Genomic DNA, 21,741 nt, shown 5'->3' on the forward strand with positions numbered 1-21,741 from the left:
AGCGGCGGAGAGCAGCCTCGAAGGGGCGGACCACCACCGACAGTCTCAGCCCGCCGAGGCCAGCTGTCCCGCTTCGGAGTACAGCTCGATCTTGAACCGGATGTGGTCCTGGTGCTCCTTCAGCCGCTCGATCTGGGCCGACACGCGCTGCTCGTGCTCGCGCAGGACCTCGACGCGCTCTTCGCGGGTCGCTTCACCGGAACGCAGCAGCTCGACGAAGCGCAGCATCTCCGCCACCGGCATGCCCGTGTACCTCAAGCAGCGCAGCAGCTGCAGGAACTCCACGTCCTGCTCGGTGAAGTAACGCCGGCCGCCGGCTGTGCGGCCCACTTCGTGCAGCAGGCCGATGCGCTCGTAGTAGCGCAGCGTGTCGATCGTGAAACCGGTCTTTTCGGTCACCTGGGCCGGGGTGTAGGACGTCACCCGCCCAGCCTGGCACCTGGAGGGCACTCCAGGTCAAGCCGGCGCGACCGCCCGGCGGACGCCTTCGGCCAGCTCCTCCGACAGGCGGCGCACCCCGGCAGGGCCCTCGGCCGCCGCCGTGACCAGGGCCGAGCCCACGATCACCGCGTCCGCGAACGAGGCCACCTCGGCCGCCTGGTCGCCCGAGCGGACACCCAGGCCCACGCCGATCGGCAGGTCCGTGTGGGCTCGCGTGCGCCGGACCAGGGCCTCCGCGCCCGCGCCGACCTGGTCGCGCGCGCCCGTCACGCCCATCACCGCGGTCGCGTAGATGAAGCCCGACGACGCAGCCGCCGTCAGCGCGAGCCGCTCTTCCGACGACGACGGCGCCACCAAGAACGTGCGGTCCAGGCCGTGCTCCTCGGAGGCCGTCATCCACGACGCGGCTTCGTCCGGGATCAGGTCCGGCGTGATCAGGCCGAGCCCGCCCGCCGAAGCCAGGTCACGCGCGAAGCGGTCGACGCCGTAGCGGTGCACCGGGTTCCAGTACGTCATCACCACCGCGCGGCCGCCGCGCGCGGACACCGACTCGACCACCTCGAACACGTGCTTGAGGCGGAAGCCGTTGTCCAGCGCGGTCACCGACGCGGCCTGGATGGTCGGGCCGTCCATCACCGGGTCCGAGTACGGGACGCCGACCTCGATCAGGTCCGCACCGCCGTCGACGCACGCCGCGATCAGGTCCTTCGAGCCCTCGACCGTCGGGAAGCCCGCCGGGAGGTAACCGACCAGCGCGCCGCGGCCCTCCGCGTGCGTCGTCGCGAAGAGGTCGTCCAGCCCGCTCATTCGTTCACCAGCCCGAACCACTTCGCCGCCGTGTCCATGTCCTTGTCGCCGCGGCCCGACAGGTTGACGACGATCAGGCCGTCCGGGCCCAGCTCGCGGCCCAGCACCAGCGCGCCGGCCAGCGCGTGCGCCGACTCGATCGCCGGGATGATGCCTTCGGTGCGCGACAGCAGCTGGAACGCGTCCATCGCCTCGGCGTCGGTGACCGGCCGGTATTCGGCGCGGCCGGTGTCCTTGAGCCACGCGTGCTCGGGGCCGACGCCCGGGTAGTCGAGCCCGGCCGAGATCGAGTGCGACTCGACCGTCTGGCCGTCCTCGTCCTGCAGGAGGTACGTCATCGCGCCGTGCAGGTTGCCCGGGGTGCCCTTGGTGAGCGTCGCGCCGTGGCGGTTGCCCTCGATGCCCTCGCCGCCCGGCTCCAGGCCGACCAGCCGCACGGACGGGTCGTCGTAGAAGCCGGAGAAGATGCCGATCGCGTTCGACCCGCCGCCGACGCAGGCCGCGACGACGTCGGGCAGGCGGCCGGCCTGCTCGAGGATCTGCGCGCGGGCCTCTTCGCCGATGACGTGGTGGAAGTTGCGGACCATCGTCGGGAACGGCGCCGGGCCGGCGGCCGTGCCGAAGAGGTAGTGCGTGGTGTCCGCGTTGGTCACCCAGTCGCGCAGGGCCTCGTTGATCGCGTCCTTCAACGTGCGCGAACCGGTCTTGACCGGGATCACCTCGGCGCCGAGCAGCCGCATCCGGGCCACGTTCAGCGCCTGGCGCTCGGTGTCGACCTCGCCCATGTAGACGACGCAGTCGAGGTCGAGCAGCGCGCACGCGGTGGCCGTCGCGACGCCGTGCTGGCCCGCGCCGGTCTCGGCGATCACGCGCTTCTTGCCCATGCGCTTGGTGAGCAGCGCCTGGCCCAGCACGTTGTTGATCTTGTGCGAGCCGGTGTGGTTCAGGTCCTCGCGCTTGAGGAACACGCGCGCGCCGCCGGCGTGCTCGCCGAAGCGCTTGGCCTCGGTGAGCAGCGACGGACGGCCCGCGTAGTCCTTCAGCAGGCGGTTGAACTCGGTCAGGAACTCCGGGTCGTCGCGGGCCTTGTCGTACTCGGTGGCGACCTCGTCGACGACGCCGATCAGCGCCTCCGGCATGAACCGCCCGCCGTACGGGCCGTAGTAGCCGCGCTCGTCCGGGTCGTGCTCTCGGGTCACCGGGACGGCCTCGGGCAGGCGGGGTGGGAACCGGCGGTGACCAGCTTGACCAGGGAGCCCTTCGGGTCGCCGGACGCGACGAGCCCTTCGCCGACCAGCACCGCGTCGGCGCCGTGGCCGGCGTACGACATCAGGTCGCCCGGCCCGCGCACGCCCGACTCGGCGACCTTGTAGACGTCCATCGGCAGGCCGGGGGCCAGCCGCGAGAAGACGTCCCGGTCCACCTCGAGGGTGTGCAGGTTGCGCGCGTTGACGCCGATGACCTTCGCGCCCGCCTCGAGGGCCTTGTCGGCCTCTTCGGCGTTGTGGATCTCCACCAGCGCGGTCATCCCGAGCGACTCGACGCGGTCGAGCAGCGCGACGAGCGCGTTCTGCTCCAGCGCGGCGACGATCAGCAGCACCATGTCGGCGCCGTGCAGGCGGGCCTCGTGCACCTGGTACGGGCTGACGATGAAGTCCTTGCGCAGGATCGGGATGTCCACGGCCGCGCGGACCGCGTCGAGGTCGGCCAGCGAACCGCCGAACCGGCGCTGCTCGGTCAGCACGCTGATCACGCGCGCGCCGCCGTCTTCGTAGTCCTTGGCCAGCGCGGCGGGGTCGGGGATGTCGGCCAGCTCGCCCTTGGACGGGCTGCGCCGCTTCACCTCGGCGATCACGCCGATGCCGGACTCGCGCAGCGCGGTCATCACGTCGCGGGGCGCCGGGGCGGCGGCCGCGCGGATCTTCAGTTCGTCGAACGGCAGCACGGACTCGCGGGCCGCGAGGTCCTCGCGCACACCGGCGACGATGTCTTCGAGCACGGTCACCGGACGCCCCCGTCCGGGCACGTGCTCACGGATTCACTCGCAAGGTCGCTCACAAAAACCTTCCCCTTCCCGCCGAAACGATGCTAACCCCCGCATCTGGAGCGCCCGGTTCCGGGTGCGCGCGTTACTCCGAATGCCTCCCCCGGACGTCCGTCGGGTCCTCCCCTTCCGACAGCGCTTCCCACAGCTCGGCGTCCGGATCCCGGGCCTTCTTCCGGGTGGCCGGCGCCGCGTACCTGGCCCCGAGCCGCGCGGCCTTGCCCGCGCCCTTGACGGCTGCCAACCCGCCCGCGGCGACGAGAATTCCCCCGAGCGCGGCCAAGCCGCGGCCGAGCAGCATCTGCGTCACGGGCAGCCCGTCCGCCCAGCCGGAGAAGCGGACGCCCGCCACCCCGCTCCAGATCGCGGCGGCGCCGGCCAGCGCCAGCACGCCGCCGAGCACGCGCCGCGCCCAGCCGCCGGTCGCGACGACCCCGGCGACGCCCGCCAGCGCGAGCAGGGCCAGCGGCACGAGCGCCGTCGCGCGCTGCTCGCCGGTCTCGCGGTAGAGCACCGTGCCGCGCACGCCGCCGTCGCGGAACTCGGCGTACCACGTGAGCCGTGACGCACCCCACAGCGCGAGCGCGCCGAGCAGGAGCGCGACCACGATCATCCACAGTGGACGGCGGGACGGCCTGGCCTGCTCCTCAGACATGCGCGCGGTCCGCGGCCGGGTCGAGGGTGCCCGCCGCCACCATCGTCTGCGCGGCGGCGACGGCCGAGAGCACGGTCCTGGCCTTGTTGAGCGACTCGGTGTCCTCGTAGTCCGGCACCGAGTCGGCGACCACGCCGCCGCCGGCCTGGACGTGCGCGATGCCGTCCTTGACCAGCGCGGTGCGGATCGCGATCGCCGTGTCGGCGTCGCCGGCGAAGTCGAGGTAGCCGACGACGCCGCCGTACAGCGCGCGGCGGACCGGCTCCAGCTCCTCGATCAGCTGCATCGCGCGGACCTTCGGCGCGCCCGAGAGCGTCCCGGCCGGGAAGCACGCGGTGACCGCGTCGAACGCCGTCTTGCCTTCGGCCAGCTCGCCGGTGACGGTGGACACGATGTGCATGACGTGGCTGTAGCGCTCGATCTGGAAGAAGTCGACGACGCGCACGGTGCCCGGCTTGCAGACCTTGCCGAGGTCGTTGCGGCCGAGGTCGACGAGCATCAGGTGCTCGGCGCGCTCCTTGTCGTCGGCCAGGAGATCCTTGGCCAGCTGGGCGTCCTCTTCCGGGTCGGCGCCGCGCCACCGCGTGCCCGCGATCGGGTGCGTGGTCGCGCGGCCGTCCCGCACGGTGACGAGCGATTCGGGGCTGGACCCGACGATGTCGAAGCCTTCGAGCCGCAGCAGGTACATGTACGGGCTCGGGTTGGACGTCCGCAGCACGCGGTAGATGTCGAGCGCGTCGGCCGCGGTCGGGATCTCGAACCGTTGCGACGGCACGATCTGGAACGCTTCGCCGGCCTTGATCGCCTCGACGGCCTTCTCGACGGCGGCGTGGAAGTCCTCCTTGGACCGCTTGCGGACGAACTCGGGCGCGGGCCGGTCGAACGCCGCGACCGTCGGCGGCGCGTGGACCTGCAGTTCCTCGGTCATCACGGACAGCCGGGCGACGGCGTCGTCGTAGGCCGCGTCCACGCGCTCGGGCGAGTCGTCCCAGTTGACGGCGTTCGCGATGAGCGTGACCGTGCCCTCGTGGTGGTCGAACGCCGCGAGGTCGGTGGCCAGGAGCATGGTCAGCTCGGGGATGTCGAGGTCGCGTTCGGCCAGCTCCGGCAGCTTTTCCAGCCAGCGCACGGCGTCGTAGCCGACGTAGCCGACCATGCCGCCGGTCAGCGGCGGCAGCCCGGGCAGCGGCTCGGTGTGCAGGGCTTCGATCGTCTCGCGCAGGACGTCGAGCGGGTTGCCTTCGCCGGGCAGGCCGACCGGCGGGGTGCCGGTCCAGACCGCCTGGCCGTCGCGGACGGTGAGCGCGGCCGGGCTGCGGACCCCGATGAACGACCAGCGCGTCCAGGAGGCGCCGTTCTCGGCGGATTCGAACAGGAACGTGCCCGGCCGGTCGGCGGCGAGCTTGCGGTAGACCCCGATCGGCGTCTCGCCGTCGGCGAGCACCCGGCGCACGACCGGGATCACGCGGCGGCTTTCGGCGAGGGCTCGGAAGTCTTCGCGGGACGGGCTGACCGAGCCGGGACCGGCGGTTGCGCTGACCATGGCCCTCATTGTGCTGCACCGCCACGGAGGGATTTGCCAGACCCCGAATTCAATGAATGTTGAATTACGCGGGGCCGTACGTCATGATGGAGGCGTGAGCACCACCGACAGCACCGAGCCTACTTCGCGCCGCCGCGGCCGGCGGCCCGCCGGCCAGGACACCCGTACCGCGCTGGTCGAAGCCGCGCGGGCCGTGTTCGCCGAGAACGGCTACGACGGTGCGACCGTGCGCTCGATCGCCACCCGCGCCGGCGTCGACGCGGCCATGGTCAACCACTGGTTCGGCAGCAAGGAGGGGCTGTTCGCGAAGGCCGTCCTCCAGCTGCCGTTCGACCCCTTCGAGCTGCAGGCGGAGATCCGCGACGGCCCGGACGACGAGATGGGCGCGCGGATCGTCCGCGCGTTCCTCACCCGCTGGGACGGCGCGGGCGGCGACGTCTTCCAGGCGCTCATCCGCAGCATCACCGGCCACGAGCAGGCCGGCCACGCGCTGCGCGACTTCTTCCAGCAGTTCTTCACGGCGCTGATCACGTCGATCGGTTCCGACCGGGTCCCGCTGCGGATGACGCTGTGCGCGTCACAGCTGGTCGGCATGGGCATGATCCGCTACGTCGCGAAGTTCGAGCCGCTGGCCCAGGCGGAGATCGACACGCTGGTGGCCGCGGTGGCGCCGACCGTGCAGCGCTACCTCACCGGAGAGATCGACTGACGACCGCGTACGCGGGCACGGCGTGCGGGCCGGGCCGGCGCGGGCCGTACGGGAACAGCACGACCATCCGCCGTCCCCAGCCGCCGATCCAGGCCCGGCGGTCCGCCTGGCCGGCCAGTTCGCCCGGGCCGTGCGTCGAAAGCGCGCAGCGAAGCACGATCCCGGAGCCGTCGCGGTAGCGGACGTGGACGTCCGCCAGGCCCGCACGCCGCACGTCGGGCACCACGGTCACCGCGGCGGCCCGCCACCCGGTCGCGGCGACCGCCCGGGCCCGGCGGCGCCAGCCGACGGTGGCGCCGAGCGCGAACGGCAGCCCGCCGGCGCCGAGCAGCAGCGCGACCGTGCTGAAGCCGACGACGACCTGGTTCGTGTTCGCCTCGTCCGTGGTGCGCACGTGCGCGGGGTCGCCGGGGTCGTAGACGACGGTCACCGGGTCGCCGGCCACGTAGTCCCGCCCCGAGTCGCGGTCGATCTCCTCGGTCCACGACCGGCCCGGCGAGTGGTAGCGCACCCAGATCGTGGGCGCGCCCTTGGCCGGGGTGTGCGCCTCGAGCACGATGCCGGGCACGCGCACCCCGGTGGCGAGGAGGTCCGCGGCGGCCGCGTCGGCCAGGCCGAGGCCGGTCAGCGCGCCGGCGACCAGCACGGTCCAGACCACGGCCAGTCCCGCCGCCCGGCGGGCGATCCCGCGCAGGCGCCGGGTTTCGGCCCCGAGGTCCACGCTGTCGGTGCCGGCCGTGCTCTCCTCCGGCGGTAGCCACGCTTCGAGGCCGCCTGCGGCGGCCAGGACCCGGCGGTCGAGGACCCGCACCCGGTAGCCGCCGGTCAGCGCGAGCACCAGGCACCCGGCCAGGATGACGGCCTCGGCGGGGAGTTCGCCGTCTTCGAAGACGTAGCCCGGGTCGAGCAGCGAGTACGTCGTGCCGGCGGTGACGACGAGGAAGACGACCACGCCGAGCACCGTGACGACCAGCCATGTCCTGCGCCGCGCGCCGAGCCCCATCGGATGAGCGTAGGACGGCCGGATCACCGTGACGCTGCGAGAAACGGCACAGGCCACCGGGGCAACCGGACGGCCGCGCCGGGCGTACCGGTCAGGGGCCCGGCCGCCACCGGTAGGTCACGGCGCTCGCCCCGAACAGCACTGGTTTGGCGCACAGCGGCGGGTCTTCGAGGACGAGCACGGTCATCGCCGGCCCGTACCCCGCGACGATCGCTCGCAGGCGGGGCAGATCCGCCAGCCTGGCCATGGCGAAGCCGCCCGGGCGGGAGGACAGGATGATCCGGCTGTCCTCGGCGAACCGCACCTCGACGATCGCGAATTCGCCCCTCACCCCGCGGCGGGAGAGGGTGATCTTGGCCGTCCGCCAGCCCGTGCGGCGCGCCGCCAGCACCCGCCGCTGCGCGAAGAAAGCGCGGAGAACCGCGGCCGCGGCGAACACGGGACCGAGGACCACGACGACCGGTTGGCCGGTGAACAGGCCCGCGACGGCGGCCAGGATCACCAGCACCGCGAACGCCACCGCGCGCCGGCGCCGCCGGCCCAGCGCCGCCGTGGCGAAGTCCGCGTCCGCCGGGTTTTCGGGCGGCGGCAGCCAGTCCGCGGTGTTCAGCGGGCCAGCAGCAGGGCGATGAGCGCCAGCGTGCCCGGCAGCACCTGCACGAACAGGATCCGCTTGTTCGCCGTCGCCGCGCCGTACAGGCCCGCGATGATCACGCAGACGATGCCGTAGAGCTTGAGCTGGAAGCCCGTCGGGTCGCTCGCGATCAGGCCCCAGACGAGCGCGAGGGCCAGGAACCCGTTGTACAGCCCCTGGTTCGCGGCCAGCGGCGCGCTCTCCTTCGCGAACTCCTCGGTGGTGCCGAAGGCCGCGCGGGCGCGCGGGGTCGTCCAGAGGAACATCTCCAGGACGACGATGTAGACGTGGATCAGGGCGACCAGCCCGACCAGGACGTCGGCGACGATTGTCACGCGTGCTCTTTCTCGTCGGCGAGGAGCAGGCGCTCTTCGGTGTCGAAACAGGTGTGCGTGCCGGTGTGACAGGCCGGGCCGGTCTGGTCGACGCGCAGCAGGACGGTATCGCCGTCGCAGTCGATCCGCACCTCGCGGACGTGCTGGTAGTGGCCGGACGTCTCGCCCTTGACCCACAGCTTCTGCCGGCTGCGCGACCAGTACGTACCGCGGCGGGTGGCGAGGGTGGCGGCCAGTGCGTCGTCGTTCATCCAGGCCATCATCAGCACGTCCGAAGTGGCGTGCTCGACGACGACCGCGGCGATCAGGCCGTCGGCGTTGCGCTTGAGGCGCGCCGAGACGGCCGCGTCCAGGGTCATGCTCCGACTCCCACGATGTGCCGCTTGAGCGGCATCGAGTTCAACAGGACGAACGCGTAGCCGTACCCGGCGAAGGACAGCCCGGAGAACAGCTTGTTCCACCACAGTTCGGCGGCCAGCAGCAGGAACGCGTGCAGCAGCGCGAAGACCACGGTGACGACCAGCCCGCCGATGCGGGCGCTGCCCATCTTGAGCACCAGCCCGGTCGTCACGACGCCGCCGAGGATCAGCGCGAGCGCGGGCATCCGGTAGATCTCCAGGCCCGCCCCGGCACCCAGCACCGGGATCAGGTCGAGCAAGGCCCACGCGACCGGCAGCCCGACCAGCAGGACGGCGGTGACCTTGACCTCGACGGGTGCCTGCCAGGACTTCATCGGACCTCGACCCCGCCTTCGCGCAGCGCGTCCTTGACGTCGCCGATCTTCAACTGTCCGAAGTGGAACACGCTGGCCGCGAGCACCGCGTCCGCGCCCGTGCGGACCGCGGGCAGGAAGTGCTCCACCGCACCCGCGCCACCGCTCGCGATGACCGGGACCCGCACGGCCTTGCGGACCAGCTCGATGAGCTCGAGGTCGAAGCCGTTCTTCGTGCCGTCGGCGTCCATGGAGTTGAGCAGGATCTCGCCGACGCCCAGCTCTTCGCCGCGCGCGGCCCATTCGACGGCGTCGATCCCGGTGCCGCGGCGGCCGCCGTGGGTGGTCACCTCGAAGCCGGACGCGGTCCGCTCGCCGTCTTCGGGCACGCGGCGCGCGTCGACCGACAGCACGATGCACTGCGAGCCGAACCGCCGCGACGCTTCGTGGAGGAACTCCGGCCGCGCGATCGCGGCGGTGTTGATGCTCACCTTGTCCGCGCCGGTGCGCAGCAGCCGGTTGACGTCGTCGTTGCTGCGGACGCCACCGCCGACGGTCAGCGGGATGAAGACCTGCTCGGCGGTGCGGCGGACGACCTCGTAGGTGGTCTCGCGGTCGCCGGAAGACGCCGTGACGTCGAGGAACGTCAGCTCGTCGGCCCCTTCGGCGTCGTAACGCCGGGCCAGCTCGACCGGGTCGCCGGCGTCGCGCAGGCCGGCGAAGTTGACGCCCTTCACGACCCGGCCCGCGTCGACGTCGAGACAGGGGATCACCCGCACCGCGACAGACATGCCCACCAGCGTAGTCACCGGTCTTCTAAGCTCGGACGATGGCACGGGCGGGGCGGCGGCCGGGGCAGACCGAGACGCGCGAGAAGATCCTCGACGCGGCGCGGCACCGGTTCGCCGAGCTGGGGTACGACGGTGCGACGGTCCGCGGGATCGCCGCCGACGCGGGCGTGAACGCGGCCCTGCTGCACCACTTCTTCGGCACCAAGCAGGCCTTGTTCGTGGCGGCGATGAACCTCCCCGTCAACCCGGCGGAGCTGGTGCCCGCGATCCTGGCCGGCCCGCGCGCGGGCGTCGGCGAACGGCTGGTGCGCGCCTTCCTGGCGGTCTGGGCGGTGCCGGAGGGCCGGACGCCGTTCCTCGCGATGCTCCGCGCGGCGGCGACGAACGAGCAGGTCGCGGTGATGATGCGCCAGTTCATCGCGAGCGCCGTCCTGGCGGACGTGGCCCGCGCGCTGGGGGTGCCGAAGGTCCGCGTCACCGGGATCGCAGCGCAGATGATCGGGATCGCGCTGCTGCGGTACGTGATCAAGCTCCCCGCGCTGGCGGAGGCGGCCGACGAGGAGATCGTCGCGCTGCTCGCCCCGGTGGCGCAGTACTACCTCGACGGCCGCGAAACCGTCGGTCCCCCACCGTAGGCTGTCCATCTGCCCTCGGCGTTCCGGCTGCCGGACGGCACGACCTGGTCGCCGCGCGCAGAGCCGGGCGAAGGCCCGCAGCTCGAAGGGGTCCGTGCTCGACGGCCGGACGCTCTACGCCGCCCAGGAGGACGTCGGGATCTGGCGGATCCCTCTCGGCCGGAGCTCGTCTACCGCGTGCGCTCGTACACGTCATCCCGCGGTGAGCGGTTCCCGGCCGAGCAGTTCGGCCAGGACCGGGCCGGTCTCCGCGAAGTGCCCGGCCCGCGCGGCTTCGAAGAACGTCAGCAGCATCCGCGCGAGCGGTTCGGGCGTTCCGGCGGCGACCTGGTCGGCCACCCACCGGTCGTCGTCGACCACGACCCGCTCCACGCCGTAGCGCGCCGCGAGGTCGCCGAAGGTGACGGCCTGGCGGGCGGTGAGCGTGACGGGCCCGTCGAAGGAGCGCTCACCGGCGAGGACCACCGCCGCGGCTTCGGCGGCGTCGGCGCGGTCGGTCCAGGAGACCGGGCCGTCCTGCGGCGCGGTGATCGTGCCGGTCTCGCGCCACGGGCCGAGCAGCCGGCCGAGGCTGTGGGCGTAGAAGCCGTTGCGCAGCGACGTCCAGGCGACGCCGGAGCCGGCCAGGAGCTCCTCGGTGGCGGCGTGGTCCCGCCCGGGACCGAACGGGCTGTCGCCGCGCGCGTTCTGGTGGCTGGTGTAGAGGATCCGCCGGGCCCCCGCGGCGACGGCGGCCTCGATCGCGGTGCGGTGCAGGGCGACCGCGTCGGCGGCCGGGTCGTTCGACGAGACCAGCAGCACCTGGTCGGCGCCCTCGAACGAGGTGCGCAGGGCGGCCGGGTCGTCGTAGGCGCCACGCCGGACCCGCACGCCCCGTTCGGCGAAGTGCCGGGCCTTCGTGACGTCCCGGGCGCTGACGCCGATCTCCTCGGCCGGGATCCGCTTCAGCAGGTGTTCGACGGTGGCGCCGTTGAGGGCGCCGGTCGCGCCGGTGACCACGATCATGGCCGGGTTTCCTTTCGCAGCAGGGGAAGCAGCACGTCGTCGACGAGGTGCTCGAGGAAGGGTCCGTCGCAGGGTTCGCCGGTGACGACCAGCCGGTGCACGACGACCGCCGGGGCGAGTTCGGCGAACAGCGCCGCCCCGCGCGGGTCCAGGTGCCCGTCGGCGAGCGGCCGCGCGGTCATCGCCGCCTGGTCGCGGCGCAGGATCCGCCGCATCGCCGCGGCGAGGGCGGGATCGCCGCGCATGCCGGCGAACAGCGCGCCGAGCAACGCGACCTCCTGGCCGGCGATCTCCCGGGCCAGCCACCCGACGGTCTCCAGCAGCGCGCCGCGGAGGTCGGCGGCCCCGACCGCGGGCGGGGTCGCGCCTGCGCGGGCGTCGACGGCCGCGGCGACCAGGTCGGCCTTGCCGGCGTAGCGGCGGTAGATCGTCGCCTTCCCCACCCCGGCCTCGGCGGCGACGGCTTCGATCGACAGCCGGTCGTACCCGGAGCGGGTCAGCAGCTCCAGTGTCGCGTCGAAGATGACGACGTCGCGGCCGGCGTCGCGGGGTCTGCCCGGCATGAGCCCTCCAATACGAAACGGTACCGTCTCGTATCGAATGTACCCGAAAAACATCGCGCGCGCGTGCATCACGCCGGTCCCCTCGCGCGTCTATGAAGGAGACAGAGGGGACGCGTGTGGGTTTCGAAGACTTCGTGGCCGAGCGGCTGGACGGGCTGCTGCGCTACGCCACCGTCCTGGCCGGCGACCCCCACCTCGCGCAGGACATCGTCCAGGACGTGCTGCTGCGCGCCCAGCAGCGCTGGGAAGCCATCGACCACCCGCCCACCTACGTGCGGCGGATGGTCACCAACGAATACCTGTCGTGGCGGCGGCGCGCGGTGCGGCGGATGGTGCCGAGCAGCCACGACGTCCTCGACGCGCTGAGCCCGCCCGAAGCCGACCCGGCCGCCGCCTACGACGAGCGGGACGCGATGCTCGGCCTGCTCGCGACGCTGCCCCGCAAGCAGCGCGCGGCGATCGTCCTGCGCTACTACGAGAACTACTCCGACGCCGAAATCGCCGCACTCCTGCGTTGCGGGGTGTCCACCGTGCGCAGCCAGATCTCGCGCGCGCTGGCGACGTTGCGCCAGGCCCCGCACCCCGCGTTCCTCACCACCGGAGACCCCGCATGACCCGCCGCGAGCACGAGACCGAGACGCTGATCCGGGAGAGCCTGGACCGCCTCGCCGCGCGCGCTCCCGACGGTCACGCGGTCCGCGAAGCGCTGGCGGACGCCGGACGACGCCGGCACGCGCCGGCGCGGCTCGCGCTGGTGGCCGCCGCGGTGGTCGTGCTGGTCGCCGGGGTGTTCGCCGGCACGCAGCTGATCACCTCGACGGACCCGGTACCGGCCGCCGGCCGGCCGGTGCTCGGCTACGGCCCGGGCTGGCTCCCGCCCGGCTTCACCGAGCAGTACCGCGAAGGCGGGCCCGGCATCGCGCCGCAGGTCCGCCGGTGGTTCGCCGGCCCAGCGGAGGTCACCCTGTCGGTCTACTCGACCGCCGACCCCGAATGGTCGCAGACCGAGCTGCGGATCGCGGCGATCCACGACCAGGTCCTGGTGGGCGGCCGGGTCGCCATGATCACCGGCGACACCGGGACGACCGCGCTGATCACCTGGCTCGCCGACGACGACCACGTCCTGACCGCGCGGGTCAGCGGGATCCCGGACGCCCGGGTGGTGGCCCTGCGGATCGCCCAGGGAGTCACCGCCACGCCGGTCGGCGTCCGCGGCGAGCTGCGCTTCGGCGCGCTCCCGGCGGGCCTGACCGAGCGCTCGGCCGCGGTCAGGGGCACCGGGCCGGCCGACGCGACCACCGAGCTGACCGCCGCCGACCCGGCCCGGCCGTCCGCGGTCGTGCGGGTCACGGCCGGCGCGGGCTCCCCCGGCGTGAACGGCGCCGCGCCCGTCATCGTCCGCGGCGGCCAGGGGTTCTTCGTGGCCGGCCAGGAGGCGATGGTCGCGGTCCGGCTGTCTTCGGGCCGGTGGCTGACGGTGTCGGGCCCGCGGCCGGAGGCCGAGCTGGTCGCCGTCGCGGACGGCGTCCGGCTCGACCCCTCGCCGGACTACCAGTGGCTCGGGCGGGCTACCAGCTGACCGCCGGGAACCAGATCAACCCGAGCCGGCCGAGCACGCGGACGTCCCAGTAGAGCAGCGTGAACGTGCCGCCGACGAGCAGGGCCGCGCCGGTGACCGTCGCGACGCGAGCGGGTTTCGCGGCGAGCCAGCGCTGCACGCGACCGCCCGTGGCGTGCGTCAGGAGCAGGAACAGCAGCGCCATGACGACGATGTTGCCGACCGACTGCAGGGCGAACGCGGCGGCGCCGTAGAGCACGTTGTGCTGCTCGGCGGCGCTGCGGAACATGATCCGGAAGAGCGGGTACGGCCGGCCGATGAGGAACCCGCCGATGAGCGCGCCCATGAGGACCAGCGGCGCCGCGGGGTGGCGGGCGACGAACCCGCTGGCGGGGTTGGGGAGGATGCCGAGCGCGATCAGGCCCATGGCCAGGAAGACGAGGCCCACGACGCCGAAGGCGATCATGGACTGGACGCTGCGGGGGGTCAGGCCGCTCGCCTGCGCGGTGGAGAACTGCGGCATGCGCGTGCCGACGAGCGCGACGACGACGCCGTAGCCGACCGAGACGGTGAGCATGCCGGCGGCGATCCAGCCCAGCGGCTTGAGCGTGGTGGCGAAGCGCCGTTTCTCCCCGGCCTGGCCGCCGACGAGCGGCGCGACCGCGCCGAACGCGGCGATGTTGCAGGCCGTGAAGGACCCGGCGAGGCCGGAGACGAACGCGAAGAGCGTCCCGGTGAGGACGCCGCCGATCGGCGTCGCCTTCGCGTCGTGGCCGAGGAGGTTGTTGGCGACCGTGTCGCCGATGACGGAGTCGACGAACGTCGCGGACCACAACGCCGTGAGCACGAACCCGCCGAGGACCGCGGCGACGGCGATCACGACGCGGCGGGACGGATAGGGCCCCGCGCCGAAGAACCCTGCTTGGGGGTGGACCGGGACCTGCTGCGCGACAGCCATGGACGTTCCCTCCGGTGAGCCGGTGAAACCCAGCCGGCAAAGCGTTTCAGACACGGTTGTCGAAACGCTTCGGCCAGGCGAGTGGCCTTCGGACGACGAACGGACCAGTCGTTTTTCACGCCGACTACGGTGGGGCATGCCGTTCCCGGAAAGCGCCGCGTGGCGCCACGTCGATGCCCGCTCCGGTTTCGAGACGACCTGGTTCCGCCCCCACGAAGACGGCTGGCTCGCCGAAGGCGCGACCACCGCCGTGGAGGACGGCGTCGCCTGGGCGGTGCGGTACACCCTCGCCGTCGGTCCACAGTGGACGTTGCGCTCGGCGCGGCTCGACGGCCGCGGGCCGGGCGGCTCGCGGACGCTCGCGATCGAAGCGGACGGACGCGGGCACTGGCGGCTCGACGGGCGGCCGGCCCCGCGCCTGGACGGCTGCCTCGACCTCGACCTCGAGTCGTCCGCGATGACGAACACCTTCCCCGTCCACCGGCTCGCCCTGCCGCGGGGCGGCCGGGCCGCCGCACCGGCCGCGTACGTCCGCGCGGCGGACCTCGGCGTCGACCGGCTGGAGCAGACCTACGAGCACCTGAGCCCGGGCCGCTACGCCTACGCGGCACCGGTGTTCGGCTTCTCCTGCGTCCTGGAGTACGACGCCGCCGGCCTGGTCACGCGCTACCCCGGCATCGCCGTCCGCCACCCCCTTGACGGCGATTCCCGGCACGCGCAGAATTAAACGCATGATTAATTCTGCGCTGGCGGTCACCGGCCTGCGGGTGCGGCGCGGTGGCCGGGTCGTCGTCCGGGACGTGAGCTTCGAGGTGCCGCGCGGCGCCGTCACCGGGCTGCTCGGCCCGAGCGGCTGCGGCAAGACCACGCTGATGCGCGCGGTCGTCGGCGTGCAGATCGTCGAAGGCGGCACCGTCACCGTGCTGGGGCTGCCGGCCGGCAGCCCGCCGCTGCGGCGCCGGATCGGCTACGCCACGCAGAACCCGGCCATCTACGCCGACCTGACCGTCCGGGAGGCCCTGCGGTACTTCGCCGCGGTGCTGCGCGCACCGGCGTCCGATGTGGACCGGGTCATCGGCGAAGTCGGCCTCGGCGACCACGCCGGGAAGCTCGTCGGGTCGCTGTCCGGCGGGCAGCACAACCGCGCGAACCTCGCCGTCGCGCTGCTCGGTGAGCCCGAACTGCTCGTGCTCGACGAGCCGACCGTCGGCCTCGACCCGGTGCTGCGCGACGAGCTGTGGGCGTTGTTCCGCCGGCTGGCCGACGGCGGCGCGACACTGCTCGTCTCCAGCCACGTCATGGACGAAGCCGCGCGCTGCGACCGGCTCCTGCTGATGCGCGAGGGCACGCTGCTCGCCGACGACGCCCCGGAAGCGCTGCGCGTGCGCACCGGCGCCGCCGACCTGGAAGGCGCCTTTCTGCACCTGGTGAGGGCCGCCTCGTGAACCCCGCGCTGACGCTCGCCACGACGCGGCGCATCCTCACGCAGCTGCGGCACGACCCGCGCACCGTCGTGATGCTGGTCCTGGTGCCGACGCTGCTGATGATCCTGCTGCGGTACGTCTTCAACTCGACGCTGGTGTTCAGCCACGTCGCGCCCGCGCTGCTCGGCGTCTTCCCGTTCCTGATCATGTTCCTCATCGCCTCGATCACGACGTTGCGGGAGCGCACCACGGCCACCCTCGAACGCCTGATGACGCTGCCGATCGGACGGCTCGACCTGCTGTTCGGCTACGCGCTGGCGTTCGGCGCGATCGCCGTCGTCCAGGTCGCGCTCGCGGCCGGGGTTTCCCTGTGGTGGCTCGGGCTCGACCTGGCCGGGCCGGTGGGGATGCTGCTGCTGATCGCCGTGCTCGACGCGCTGCTGGGGATGGCGCTCGGGCTGTTCGTCAGCGCGTTCGCGCGCACCGAGTTCCAGGCGATCCAGTTCATGCCGGTGTTCGTGCTGCCGCAGATCCTGCTGTGCGGGCTGTTCGTGCCGCGCGGCGACATGGGCTGGCTGCTGCGGTGGTTGTCGGACGTGATGCCCCTTTCGTACGCGGTCGAGGCGCTGACCCGCGTGACGGCGTCGTCGACGATCGACGCGGTGATCCTGCGCAACCTGGTCGTCGTGGCGTGCTGCGCGCTGCTGGCGCTGGTGCTCGGCGCGGCGACGCTGCGCCGCCGGACGCCGTGACTACCGTGGGCGCATGGCATCCGAAACGGACCGGCTCGCCGCCGAGCGCTACGTCGTCCTGACCACGTTCCGCCGCGACGGCCGCGCCGTGCCGACCCCGATCTGGGTGGCCGGCGACGCCGGTGAGCTCGTGTTCTGGTCGGAGCGCAAGGCCGGGAAGGTCAAGCGCATCCGCAACAGCGGCCGGGTCGAGGTCCAGGCGTGCGATCTGCGCGGGCAGAAGACGCACGGTGCCGTCGCCACCGGCCAGGCGCGGCTGCTGGACGCTTCGGACACCGAGCGCGTCCGGAAGGCGATCGCCCGCAAGTACGGCATCATCGGGCGGATCACGATGTTCTTCTCGAAGCTGCGCGGCCCGGCGGACCGGACGGTCGGCATCGCGGTCAAGCTGGACGGCTGAAGCTGCGGAAGCCGCGCCGCAGGTAGTTCGGCAGCGCGTTCGGGTGGTCGAGGGTCGAGGTGTGCAGCCAGACCCGGCTCGCCCCGGGGACCGTCCAGGCATCGGCGACGACGAGGGTGAGCGCGTACCCGCCGAGGCCCTTCCCGACGAACTCGGGCAGCAGGCCGAAGGTGGTGATTTCGACGGCGTCCCCGGGTTGCGGCTCGAAATCGGCGGCGCCCGCGACCTCCCCGCGGTACTCGACGAGCCGGTACCGGCGGCCCGGCTCCGCCAGCCACCTGTCCCAGTCCTCGCCGCTCCTCGTGGCGCTGGGCCAGCGGTAGGGCGTCCCGATCCGGACGTGCAGGTCCCGGACGTGCGGCCCCGGCCCGGTGGCGACGAGCGTGACGCCGTCGACGACCGGCGCCGGGTTCAGCTGATCGGCGGCGGTCATTTCGAGCTGGGTGACGATCTCCTCCACCCGCGGCAACCTAGGGGACGCGGGTGCCGCTGTCAGCCCCTTTTCAGGCGAGTGCCCGCAGCGCGGCCCCCAGGGCGGCCGAGTCGTGGTCCGGGCCGCACCCCTCCACGAGCACGAGGTCACCCGGGATGTGGTCGGCCCGCAGGCGCAGGATCTCCCGGTAGGCGGCGGAGTCGTACCACCGGCGGGCGGCGTCGAGGCTCGGGAACTCGATGACGACGAGCGTGCCGGGCCACTCGCCTTCCCTGACTTCGACGGGCGAGCCGTGCACCACGAACTTGCCGCCGTGGGGGTCGAGCGTCGCCTGGATGCGTTCGAGGTACTGGAAGACTTCTTCGTGGAGCACGGCGGGCGGGCGCAGGTGGGCGAGTCCGTAGGCGGTCATGGGATTCCTTTCGTCGTCGAAAGGAATCCTGACCGGGTTTCCGTGCAGCGTCGATTACGCGGGAGGTAATGCTCCTCAGAGCTTCGCGACCGCGGCGAGCGCCTCGGGCAGCGTGAACGCCCCGGCGTAGAGCGCCTTGCCGACGATGGAGCCCTCCACGCCGTCGGACGCCAGGCCGGCCAGCGCGACGAGATCGTCCACACTGGACACCCCGCCCGAGGCGATCACCGGCGCGTCGGTGCGCGCCACGACGTCGCGCAGCAGCTCGAGGTTCGGGCCGCGCAGGGTGCCGTCCTTGCTCACGTCGGTGACGACGTAGCGGGCGGCGCCGTTGCGGTCCAGGCGCTCCAGGACCTCCCACAGGTCGCCGCCGTCGGACGTCCAGCCGCGGGCCGAGAGCCGGTGGCCGGCGTCGGTGATGCGGACGTCGAGGCCGATCGCGACGCGGTCGCCGTACTCGCCGATCACGCGCGCGGTCCACTCCGGGTCCTCGAGCGCGGCGGTGCCGAGGTTGACGCGGCGGGCGCCGGTGGCCAGGGCGGCCTCGAGCGACGCGTCGTCGCGGATGCCGCCGGAGATCTCGACCTGGACGTCGAGCTTGCCGACGACCGTGGCGAGCAGCTCGCGGTTGCTGCCCTTGCCGAACGCGGCGTCGAGGTCGACCAGGTGGATCCACTCGGCGCCGTCGCGCTGCCAGGCGAGCGCCGCTTCCAGCGGGCTGCCATAGGAGGTTTCGGTGCCGGCCTCGCCCTGGACGAGTCGCACGGCCTGGCCATCGGCCACATCAACGGCGGGAAGCAGCGTGAAAGTCACGCCGTAACTCTAAGGCGGAGACGCCGGTCACCCGGTCAGAGGGTCGCGAGCCAGTTGCGCAGCAGGTGCGCGCCGGCGTCGCCCGACTTCTCCGGGTGGAACTGGGTCGCCCACAGCGGTCCGTTCTCCACCGCGGCGACGAAGTCCTCGCCGTGGTTCGACCAGGTGACCTTCGGCTCCTGGCCGATGCCCGACTCCAGCTCCCACTTGCGCGCGGCGTAGGAGTGCACGAAGTAGAACCGCTCGTCCGGGTCGAGCCCGGCGAACAGCTGCGAGTCCGCGGGCGCGCGGACGGTGTTCCAGCCCATGTGCGGCAGGACCTCGGCGTTCAGCCGGTCGACGACACCCGGCCACTCCGCCGTGCCCTCGGTCTCCTCGCCGTGCTCGACGCCGCGGGCGAAGAGGATCTGCATGCCGACGCAGATGCCGAGCACCGGACGGCCGCCGGCCAGGCGCTTGCCGATGATCCGGTGGCCCTTGACCTCGAGCAGCCCCGCCATGCAGGCGGAGTAGGCGCCGACGCCCGGCACGACCAGGCCGTCGGCCTCGATCGCGGCGTGCGGGTCGGCGGTGACCTCGACTTCGGCCCCGGCGCGCGCCACGGCGCGTTCGGCGGAGCGGAGGTTGCCGGAACCGTAGTCGAGGATCACCACACGAGACACGCCACCCAGCGTAGCCGTCGCCCTCAGCGGCGCTCGAACGAATAGACGTCCGTCACGGTGTTGCACGGTGCCGGCGGCACGACCTCGACGCGCAGGGTCCCCGCGTCGTAGTCGACGCCCTCCGGGGTGAACGTGCCGGTGCAGGTGCTGACCAGCGGAACCTGGCCGATCTCGTGCACCTTCGCGGTGACGTCGCTGCCGTTGAGCGGCCGGGCCAGGTCGATCTGCAGGAGCTGCAGGTTCGTCGGGTACAGGTCGTTGTACGGGTCGCTCGTCGCGCAGATCAGGCGCGTCGGGCCGACGAAGTCGCAGCCCTGGGCGCTGCGGATGTGGTGGTCGAGGTGGATGCGGGCGGCGACGGGCAGGTCGCCGGCGGCCTTCGGGCCCCGGGGGTTGAGGAACGGCGTCGCCGAGACGTAGAGGCGGTCGATCTCGCCGAGCGGGCCCGACACCAGCCACTGGCCGTCGGGCGTGACCGCGACCTGGGCGTTCGCGTTGGCCGCGGGCTCGTCCGGCTGCAGCGGGTGGACGAACTCCGTCGTCGACCCGTCGGGCTTCGTGACCAGGTACATCTTCTTCACGGGGGTCGGCGTGACGGTGTCCTGGTAGACGTCGAAGACGTAGCCGCGCAGCGAGTCCGGGTCGCCGACGTGGCCCCAGCCCTCGTCCTTGAGCGGCTGCGGGATGGTGGCGCCGTTGCGGTAGACGATCTCGGGGGCGTGCCCGGGCAGGCGGAGCGTGGTGAGGCCCTCGCCGCTGATCCGGTTTTCCGCGGTCGTGTGGCCGGCCTGGCGCCAGCCGGATTCGTGCGCCGTGGCGACGCCGGCCGTGGCGAGCAGGGCGGCGGTGGTGAGGGCGAGCAGACTGGCCGCACGCATGTGCGCTCCTCGGGAGTAGAGGCGGTGGCGGCGGCGACGCGATTCTGCCACGAGGTGGTGACGGGTCGGAAGAATCTTGGCGAAGGCCGTTTCGCCGTCCCGCTCGCTGGGTATCAAGTCACCCGATCGTGTGGCCTGAGCACCGCACGACCGGACGCCAGGGAGGCGAAGATGGCCGAGGACGATCTGCTGTCCCAGATGCTGCACGCCTGGCGTGAAGACATCGAGAGCGAGCCGTTCCCGCAGTTCAGCGAGCTGCTGATCCCGCGCCAGCAGGCCCGGCAGCGGTGCACGCCGCGCGCGTCTGCCGCCCGCGTGACGAACGCCACGCGGGGAGCAGACGTCTGACTGTGGTTTCCTGCTGGGGCCGCACCGACGCGTCCCCAGGGAGCCCCCATGACCCGCACTCCTGACCCGCACGACTTCCTCGACCTCGACGCCGGGCTCGCCGAAGAGGAGCGGGCGATCCGCGACGCCGTCCGCGCGTACGCGAAGGACCAGCTGCTGGACCGGGTCGCGGACTGGTACGAAACGGGCGTCCTGCCCGCCGCCGAGCTCGCCAAGGGCTTCGGCTCGATGGGGCTGCTGGGCATGCACCTGGAGGGCTACGGCTGCGCCGGCACCAGCGCGGTCGCGTACGGCATCGCGTGCCGGGAACTGGAGGCCGTCGACTCGGGGTTGCGGAGCTTCGTGTCGGTGCAGGGGTCGCTGGCGATGTACGCGATCCACCGGTGGGGCAGCGAGGAGCAGCGGCAGGAGTGGCTGCCGCGGATGGCGACGGGCGACGCGCTGGGCTGCTTCGGCCTGACCGAGCCGGACGCGGGCAGCGACCCGGGCTCGATGCGGACGCGCGCGGTGCGCGACGGGTCCGACTGGGTGCTGTCGGGCACGAAGATGTGGATCACCAACGGCACGGTCGCCGACGTCGCGGTGGTCTGGGCGCAGACGGAGGACGGCATCCGCGGCTTCGTCGTCCCGACGTCGACGCCGGGGTTCACGGCCAACGAGGTCAAGCACAAGCTGTCCCTGCGGGCGTCGCTGACGGCGGAGCTGGTCCTGGACGGCGTGCGGCTGCCTTCGTCGGCCGCGTTCCCCGAGGTCCGGGGCCTGCGCGGGCCGCTGTCCTGCCTGAACGAGGCGCGCTACGGGATCCTGTTCGGCGTCGTCGGGGCCGCGCGCGCGTGCTACGAATCGGCGCTGGAGTACACGCTGTCGCGCTCGCAGTTCGGCAAGCCCCTCGCCGGGTTCCAGCTGACGCAGCGCAAGCTGGCCGACCTGGTCGTCGAGGTCAACCGCGCGGGCCTGGTGGCCCTGCAGATCGGCCGGCTCAAGGACGCGGGTTCGCTGCACCACAACCACGTGAGCTTCGGCAAGATGGCGAACGTCCGCTCGGCGATTTCCGTGGCGCGCGAGGCCCGCACGATGCTGGGCGCGAACGGGATTTCCCTGGAGTACCCGGTGATGCGGCACATGGCGAACCTGGAGACGGTGCTGACGTACGAGGGCACGGAGGAGATGCACGCGCTGTCCCTGGGCCAGGCCGTGACGGGGCTGGCGGCGTTCCGCTGATCCGG

At 72.8% G+C, this 21,741-nt stretch carries 30 protein-coding genes; 10 read left to right on the forward strand and 20 right to left on the reverse strand.

What is annotated here, in order from left to right:
- Window positions 1-45 precede the first annotated feature (45 nt).
- From ACYVLJ_RS15345 to ACYVLJ_RS15370, 6 genes are all read right to left on the reverse strand, one after another.
- On the reverse strand, window positions 46-423 hold the full coding sequence (locus tag ACYVLJ_RS15345; RefSeq protein WP_460439075.1) for a MerR family transcriptional regulator: 378 nt from the start codon (window positions 421-423) through the stop codon (window positions 46-48).
- A gap of 33 nt (window positions 424-456) precedes the next feature.
- Window positions 457-1,248, reverse strand: coding sequence for a tryptophan synthase subunit alpha (gene trpA, locus ACYVLJ_RS15350; protein ID WP_460439076.1), 792 nt, complete (start codon window positions 1,246-1,248; stop codon window positions 457-459).
- A complete protein-coding gene (trpB, locus tag ACYVLJ_RS15355) occupies window positions 1,245-2,465 on the reverse strand; it encodes a tryptophan synthase subunit beta (protein ID WP_460439137.1) in 1,221 nt (406 codons plus the stop codon). Before trpB ends, trpA begins: the two co-directional genes overlap by 4 nt.
- Entirely contained in the window at window positions 2,444-3,253 is an 810-nt protein-coding gene (gene trpC, locus ACYVLJ_RS15360) for an indole-3-glycerol phosphate synthase TrpC (RefSeq protein WP_451974034.1), read from the reverse strand. The genes trpB and trpC overlap by 22 nt, the downstream gene beginning before the upstream one ends.
- 124 nt (window positions 3,254-3,377) lie before the next feature.
- Complete coding sequence (locus tag ACYVLJ_RS15365) at window positions 3,378-3,905, reverse strand: Trp biosynthesis-associated membrane protein (protein ID WP_460439138.1); 528 nt, start codon at window positions 3,903-3,905, stop codon at window positions 3,378-3,380.
- 34 nt (window positions 3,906-3,939) lie between these two features.
- Entirely contained in the window at window positions 3,940-5,490 is a 1,551-nt protein-coding gene (locus tag ACYVLJ_RS15370) for an anthranilate synthase component I (protein ID WP_451974036.1), read from the reverse strand.
- A 94-nt stretch (window positions 5,491-5,584) separates the two neighbouring features.
- On the opposite strand from ACYVLJ_RS15370, the gene ACYVLJ_RS15375 reads away from it, so the two are divergent.
- A complete protein-coding gene (locus tag ACYVLJ_RS15375) occupies window positions 5,585-6,199 on the forward strand; it encodes a TetR/AcrR family transcriptional regulator (protein WP_451974038.1) in 615 nt (204 codons plus the stop codon).
- Here ACYVLJ_RS15375 and ACYVLJ_RS15380 read toward each other — a convergent pair.
- The 6 genes from ACYVLJ_RS15380 to hisF all read right to left on the reverse strand — a co-directional run bounded on the left by ACYVLJ_RS15380 (window position 6,180) and on the right by hisF (window position 9,674).
- The gene (locus tag ACYVLJ_RS15380; RefSeq protein ID WP_460439077.1) at window positions 6,180-7,202 is read right to left on the reverse strand and encodes a hypothetical protein; all 1,023 of its coding nucleotides are present in this window, start codon (window positions 7,200-7,202) and stop codon (window positions 6,180-6,182) included. The genes ACYVLJ_RS15375 and ACYVLJ_RS15380 overlap by 20 nt on opposite strands.
- Before the next feature lie 91 nt (window positions 7,203-7,293).
- Window positions 7,294-7,722, reverse strand: a complete 429-nt coding sequence (locus ACYVLJ_RS15385; RefSeq protein WP_460439078.1) for a hypothetical protein — start codon at window positions 7,720-7,722, stop codon at window positions 7,294-7,296.
- A gap of 86 nt (window positions 7,723-7,808) precedes the next feature.
- The gene (locus tag ACYVLJ_RS15390) at window positions 7,809-8,171 is read right to left on the reverse strand and encodes a DUF1304 domain-containing protein (RefSeq protein ID WP_364628204.1); all 363 of its coding nucleotides are present in this window, start codon (window positions 8,169-8,171) and stop codon (window positions 7,809-7,811) included.
- Window positions 8,168-8,530 (reverse strand): phosphoribosyl-AMP cyclohydrolase, encoded by a 363-nt coding sequence (gene hisI, locus ACYVLJ_RS15395; RefSeq protein ID WP_086841627.1) that lies wholly within the window; start codon window positions 8,528-8,530, stop codon window positions 8,168-8,170. Before hisI ends, ACYVLJ_RS15390 begins: the two co-directional genes overlap by 4 nt.
- Window positions 8,527-8,904, reverse strand: a complete 378-nt coding sequence (locus tag ACYVLJ_RS15400; RefSeq protein WP_451974044.1) for a hypothetical protein — start codon at window positions 8,902-8,904, stop codon at window positions 8,527-8,529. The genes hisI and ACYVLJ_RS15400 overlap by 4 nt, the downstream gene beginning before the upstream one ends.
- Complete coding sequence (gene hisF / locus ACYVLJ_RS15405) at window positions 8,901-9,674, reverse strand: imidazole glycerol phosphate synthase subunit HisF (protein WP_460439079.1); 774 nt, start codon at window positions 9,672-9,674, stop codon at window positions 8,901-8,903. Before hisF ends, ACYVLJ_RS15400 begins: the two co-directional genes overlap by 4 nt.
- Before the next feature lie 38 nt (window positions 9,675-9,712).
- Between hisF and ACYVLJ_RS15410 the strand changes: the two genes are divergently transcribed.
- Window positions 9,713-10,309, forward strand: coding sequence for a TetR/AcrR family transcriptional regulator (locus ACYVLJ_RS15410; RefSeq protein ID WP_451974048.1), 597 nt, complete (start codon window positions 9,713-9,715; stop codon window positions 10,307-10,309).
- Between the two features lie 192 nt (window positions 10,310-10,501).
- Here the strand turns inward: ACYVLJ_RS15410 and ACYVLJ_RS15415 are convergent, their stop codons facing one another.
- Both ACYVLJ_RS15415 and ACYVLJ_RS15420 read right to left on the reverse strand, forming a co-directional pair.
- Entirely contained in the window at window positions 10,502-11,314 is an 813-nt protein-coding gene (locus ACYVLJ_RS15415) for a Rossmann-fold NAD(P)-binding domain-containing protein (protein WP_460439080.1), read from the reverse strand.
- Complete coding sequence (locus ACYVLJ_RS15420) at window positions 11,311-11,877, reverse strand: TetR/AcrR family transcriptional regulator (RefSeq protein ID WP_460439081.1); 567 nt, start codon at window positions 11,875-11,877, stop codon at window positions 11,311-11,313. Before ACYVLJ_RS15420 ends, ACYVLJ_RS15415 begins: the two co-directional genes overlap by 4 nt.
- A 116-nt stretch (window positions 11,878-11,993) precedes the next feature.
- On the opposite strand from ACYVLJ_RS15420, the gene ACYVLJ_RS15425 reads away from it, so the two are divergent.
- On the forward strand, window positions 11,994-12,491 hold the full coding sequence (locus ACYVLJ_RS15425; protein ID WP_451974054.1) for an RNA polymerase sigma factor: 498 nt from the start codon (window positions 11,994-11,996) through the stop codon (window positions 12,489-12,491).
- On the forward strand, window positions 12,488-13,456 hold the full coding sequence (locus ACYVLJ_RS15430; RefSeq protein ID WP_460439082.1) for a hypothetical protein: 969 nt from the start codon (window positions 12,488-12,490) through the stop codon (window positions 13,454-13,456). Before ACYVLJ_RS15425 ends, ACYVLJ_RS15430 begins: the two co-directional genes overlap by 4 nt.
- On the opposite strand, the gene ACYVLJ_RS15435 is transcribed toward ACYVLJ_RS15430, so the two are convergent.
- Window positions 13,446-14,393 (reverse strand): hypothetical protein, encoded by a 948-nt coding sequence (locus ACYVLJ_RS15435; protein ID WP_460439083.1) that lies wholly within the window; start codon window positions 14,391-14,393, stop codon window positions 13,446-13,448. The genes ACYVLJ_RS15430 and ACYVLJ_RS15435 overlap by 11 nt on opposite strands.
- Before the next feature lie 136 nt (window positions 14,394-14,529).
- Here ACYVLJ_RS15435 and ACYVLJ_RS15440 point away from each other — a divergent pair, with 136 nt between their 5' ends.
- The 4 genes from ACYVLJ_RS15440 to ACYVLJ_RS15455 are packed head-to-tail and all read left to right on the forward strand — an operon-like array spanning window position 14,530 to window position 16,969.
- Window positions 14,530-15,120 carry a putative glycolipid-binding domain-containing protein gene (locus tag ACYVLJ_RS15440; RefSeq protein WP_460439084.1) on the forward strand — a complete coding sequence of 197 codons (591 nt, stop codon included), beginning with the start codon at window positions 14,530-14,532 and terminating at the stop codon, window positions 15,118-15,120.
- 4 nt (window positions 15,121-15,124) lie between these two features.
- A complete protein-coding gene (locus ACYVLJ_RS15445) occupies window positions 15,125-15,838 on the forward strand; it encodes an ABC transporter ATP-binding protein (protein WP_460439085.1) in 714 nt (237 codons plus the stop codon).
- Complete coding sequence (locus tag ACYVLJ_RS15450) at window positions 15,835-16,569, forward strand: ABC transporter permease (RefSeq protein ID WP_451974064.1); 735 nt, start codon at window positions 15,835-15,837, stop codon at window positions 16,567-16,569. The genes ACYVLJ_RS15445 and ACYVLJ_RS15450 overlap by 4 nt, the downstream gene beginning before the upstream one ends.
- Before the next feature lie 13 nt (window positions 16,570-16,582).
- Window positions 16,583-16,969, forward strand: a complete 387-nt coding sequence (locus ACYVLJ_RS15455; RefSeq protein ID WP_451974066.1) for a PPOX class F420-dependent oxidoreductase — start codon at window positions 16,583-16,585, stop codon at window positions 16,967-16,969.
- On the opposite strand, the gene ACYVLJ_RS15460 is transcribed toward ACYVLJ_RS15455, so the two are convergent.
- The 5 genes from ACYVLJ_RS15460 to ACYVLJ_RS15480 form a co-directional block, all read right to left on the reverse strand.
- Complete coding sequence (locus ACYVLJ_RS15460) at window positions 16,953-17,429, reverse strand: GNAT family N-acetyltransferase (protein ID WP_451974068.1); 477 nt, start codon at window positions 17,427-17,429, stop codon at window positions 16,953-16,955. The two genes, ACYVLJ_RS15455 and ACYVLJ_RS15460, sit on opposite strands and share 17 nt — an antisense overlap.
- A gap of 43 nt (window positions 17,430-17,472) precedes the next feature.
- A complete protein-coding gene (locus ACYVLJ_RS15465) occupies window positions 17,473-17,814 on the reverse strand; it encodes a DUF1330 domain-containing protein (RefSeq protein WP_460439086.1) in 342 nt (113 codons plus the stop codon).
- A 75-nt stretch (window positions 17,815-17,889) separates the two neighbouring features.
- Window positions 17,890-18,627: a bifunctional 1-(5-phosphoribosyl)-5-((5-phosphoribosylamino)methylideneamino)imidazole-4-carboxamide isomerase/phosphoribosylanthranilate isomerase PriA gene (gene priA, locus ACYVLJ_RS15470; RefSeq protein WP_451974071.1), complete on the reverse strand. Its 738-nt coding sequence runs from the start codon at window positions 18,625-18,627 to the stop codon at window positions 17,890-17,892.
- Window positions 18,628-18,662: 35 nt separating this feature from the next.
- Window positions 18,663-19,280 (reverse strand): imidazole glycerol phosphate synthase subunit HisH, encoded by a 618-nt coding sequence (gene hisH, locus ACYVLJ_RS15475; RefSeq protein ID WP_451974311.1) that lies wholly within the window; start codon window positions 19,278-19,280, stop codon window positions 18,663-18,665.
- Window positions 19,281-19,312: 32 nt separating this feature from the next.
- Entirely contained in the window at window positions 19,313-20,167 is an 855-nt protein-coding gene (locus ACYVLJ_RS15480; RefSeq protein WP_460439087.1) for a hypothetical protein, read from the reverse strand.
- 171 nt (window positions 20,168-20,338) lie between these two features.
- On the opposite strand from ACYVLJ_RS15480, the gene ACYVLJ_RS15485 reads away from it, so the two are divergent.
- Window positions 20,339-20,515 carry a hypothetical protein gene (locus ACYVLJ_RS15485; RefSeq protein WP_451974075.1) on the forward strand — a complete coding sequence of 59 codons (177 nt, stop codon included), beginning with the start codon at window positions 20,339-20,341 and terminating at the stop codon, window positions 20,513-20,515.
- Between the two features lie 48 nt (window positions 20,516-20,563).
- Window positions 20,564-21,736, forward strand: coding sequence for an acyl-CoA dehydrogenase family protein (locus ACYVLJ_RS15490; protein WP_451974077.1), 1,173 nt, complete (start codon window positions 20,564-20,566; stop codon window positions 21,734-21,736).
- The last annotated feature ends 5 nt before the right edge of the window (window positions 21,737-21,741 follow it).

It is taken from the genome of Amycolatopsis stemonae, assembly GCF_054781455.1.

Coding starts and splice junctions, on each gene's coding strand:
- ACYVLJ_RS15490 (WP_451974077.1), top strand. CDS start 20,564: ATGACCCGCACTCCTGACCCGCACGACTTCCTCGACCTCGACGCCGGG.
- ACYVLJ_RS15430 (WP_460439082.1), top strand. CDS start 12,488: ATGACCCGCCGCGAGCACGAGACCGAGACGCTGATCCGGGAGAGCCTG.
- hisF (WP_460439079.1), bottom strand. CDS start 9,674: ATGTCTGTCGCGGTGCGGGTGATCCCCTGTCTCGACGTCGACGCGGGC.
- ACYVLJ_RS15415 (WP_460439080.1), bottom strand. CDS start 11,314: ATGATCGTGGTCACCGGCGCGACCGGCGCCCTCAACGGCGCCACCGTC.
- trpA (WP_460439076.1), bottom strand. CDS start 1,248: ATGAGCGGGCTGGACGACCTCTTCGCGACGACGCACGCGGAGGGCCGC.
- ACYVLJ_RS15455 (WP_451974066.1), top strand. CDS start 16,583: ATGGCATCCGAAACGGACCGGCTCGCCGCCGAGCGCTACGTCGTCCTG.
- ACYVLJ_RS15365 (WP_460439138.1), bottom strand. CDS start 3,905: ATGATCGTGGTCGCGCTCCTGCTCGGCGCGCTCGCGCTGTGGGGTGCG.
- ACYVLJ_RS15445 (WP_460439085.1), top strand. CDS start 15,125: ATGATTAATTCTGCGCTGGCGGTCACCGGCCTGCGGGTGCGGCGCGGT.
- ACYVLJ_RS15410 (WP_451974048.1), top strand. CDS start 9,713: ATGGCACGGGCGGGGCGGCGGCCGGGGCAGACCGAGACGCGCGAGAAG.
- ACYVLJ_RS15440 (WP_460439084.1), top strand. CDS start 14,530: ATGCCGTTCCCGGAAAGCGCCGCGTGGCGCCACGTCGATGCCCGCTCC.
- ACYVLJ_RS15420 (WP_460439081.1), bottom strand. CDS start 11,877: ATGCCGGGCAGACCCCGCGACGCCGGCCGCGACGTCGTCATCTTCGAC.
- ACYVLJ_RS15480 (WP_460439087.1), bottom strand. CDS start 20,167: ATGCGTGCGGCCAGTCTGCTCGCCCTCACCACCGCCGCCCTGCTCGCC.
- ACYVLJ_RS15380 (WP_460439077.1), bottom strand. CDS start 7,202: ATGGGGCTCGGCGCGCGGCGCAGGACATGGCTGGTCGTCACGGTGCTC.
- ACYVLJ_RS15465 (WP_460439086.1), bottom strand. CDS start 17,814: ATGACCGCCTACGGACTCGCCCACCTGCGCCCGCCCGCCGTGCTCCAC.
- ACYVLJ_RS15400 (WP_451974044.1), bottom strand. CDS start 8,904: ATGAAGTCCTGGCAGGCACCCGTCGAGGTCAAGGTCACCGCCGTCCTG.
- ACYVLJ_RS15485 (WP_451974075.1), top strand. CDS start 20,339: ATGGCCGAGGACGATCTGCTGTCCCAGATGCTGCACGCCTGGCGTGAA.
- hisI (WP_086841627.1), bottom strand. CDS start 8,530: ATGACCCTGGACGCGGCCGTCTCGGCGCGCCTCAAGCGCAACGCCGAC.
- ACYVLJ_RS15370 (WP_451974036.1), bottom strand. CDS start 5,490: ATGGTCAGCGCAACCGCCGGTCCCGGCTCGGTCAGCCCGTCCCGCGAA.
- ACYVLJ_RS15435 (WP_460439083.1), bottom strand. CDS start 14,393: ATGGCTGTCGCGCAGCAGGTCCCGGTCCACCCCCAAGCAGGGTTCTTC.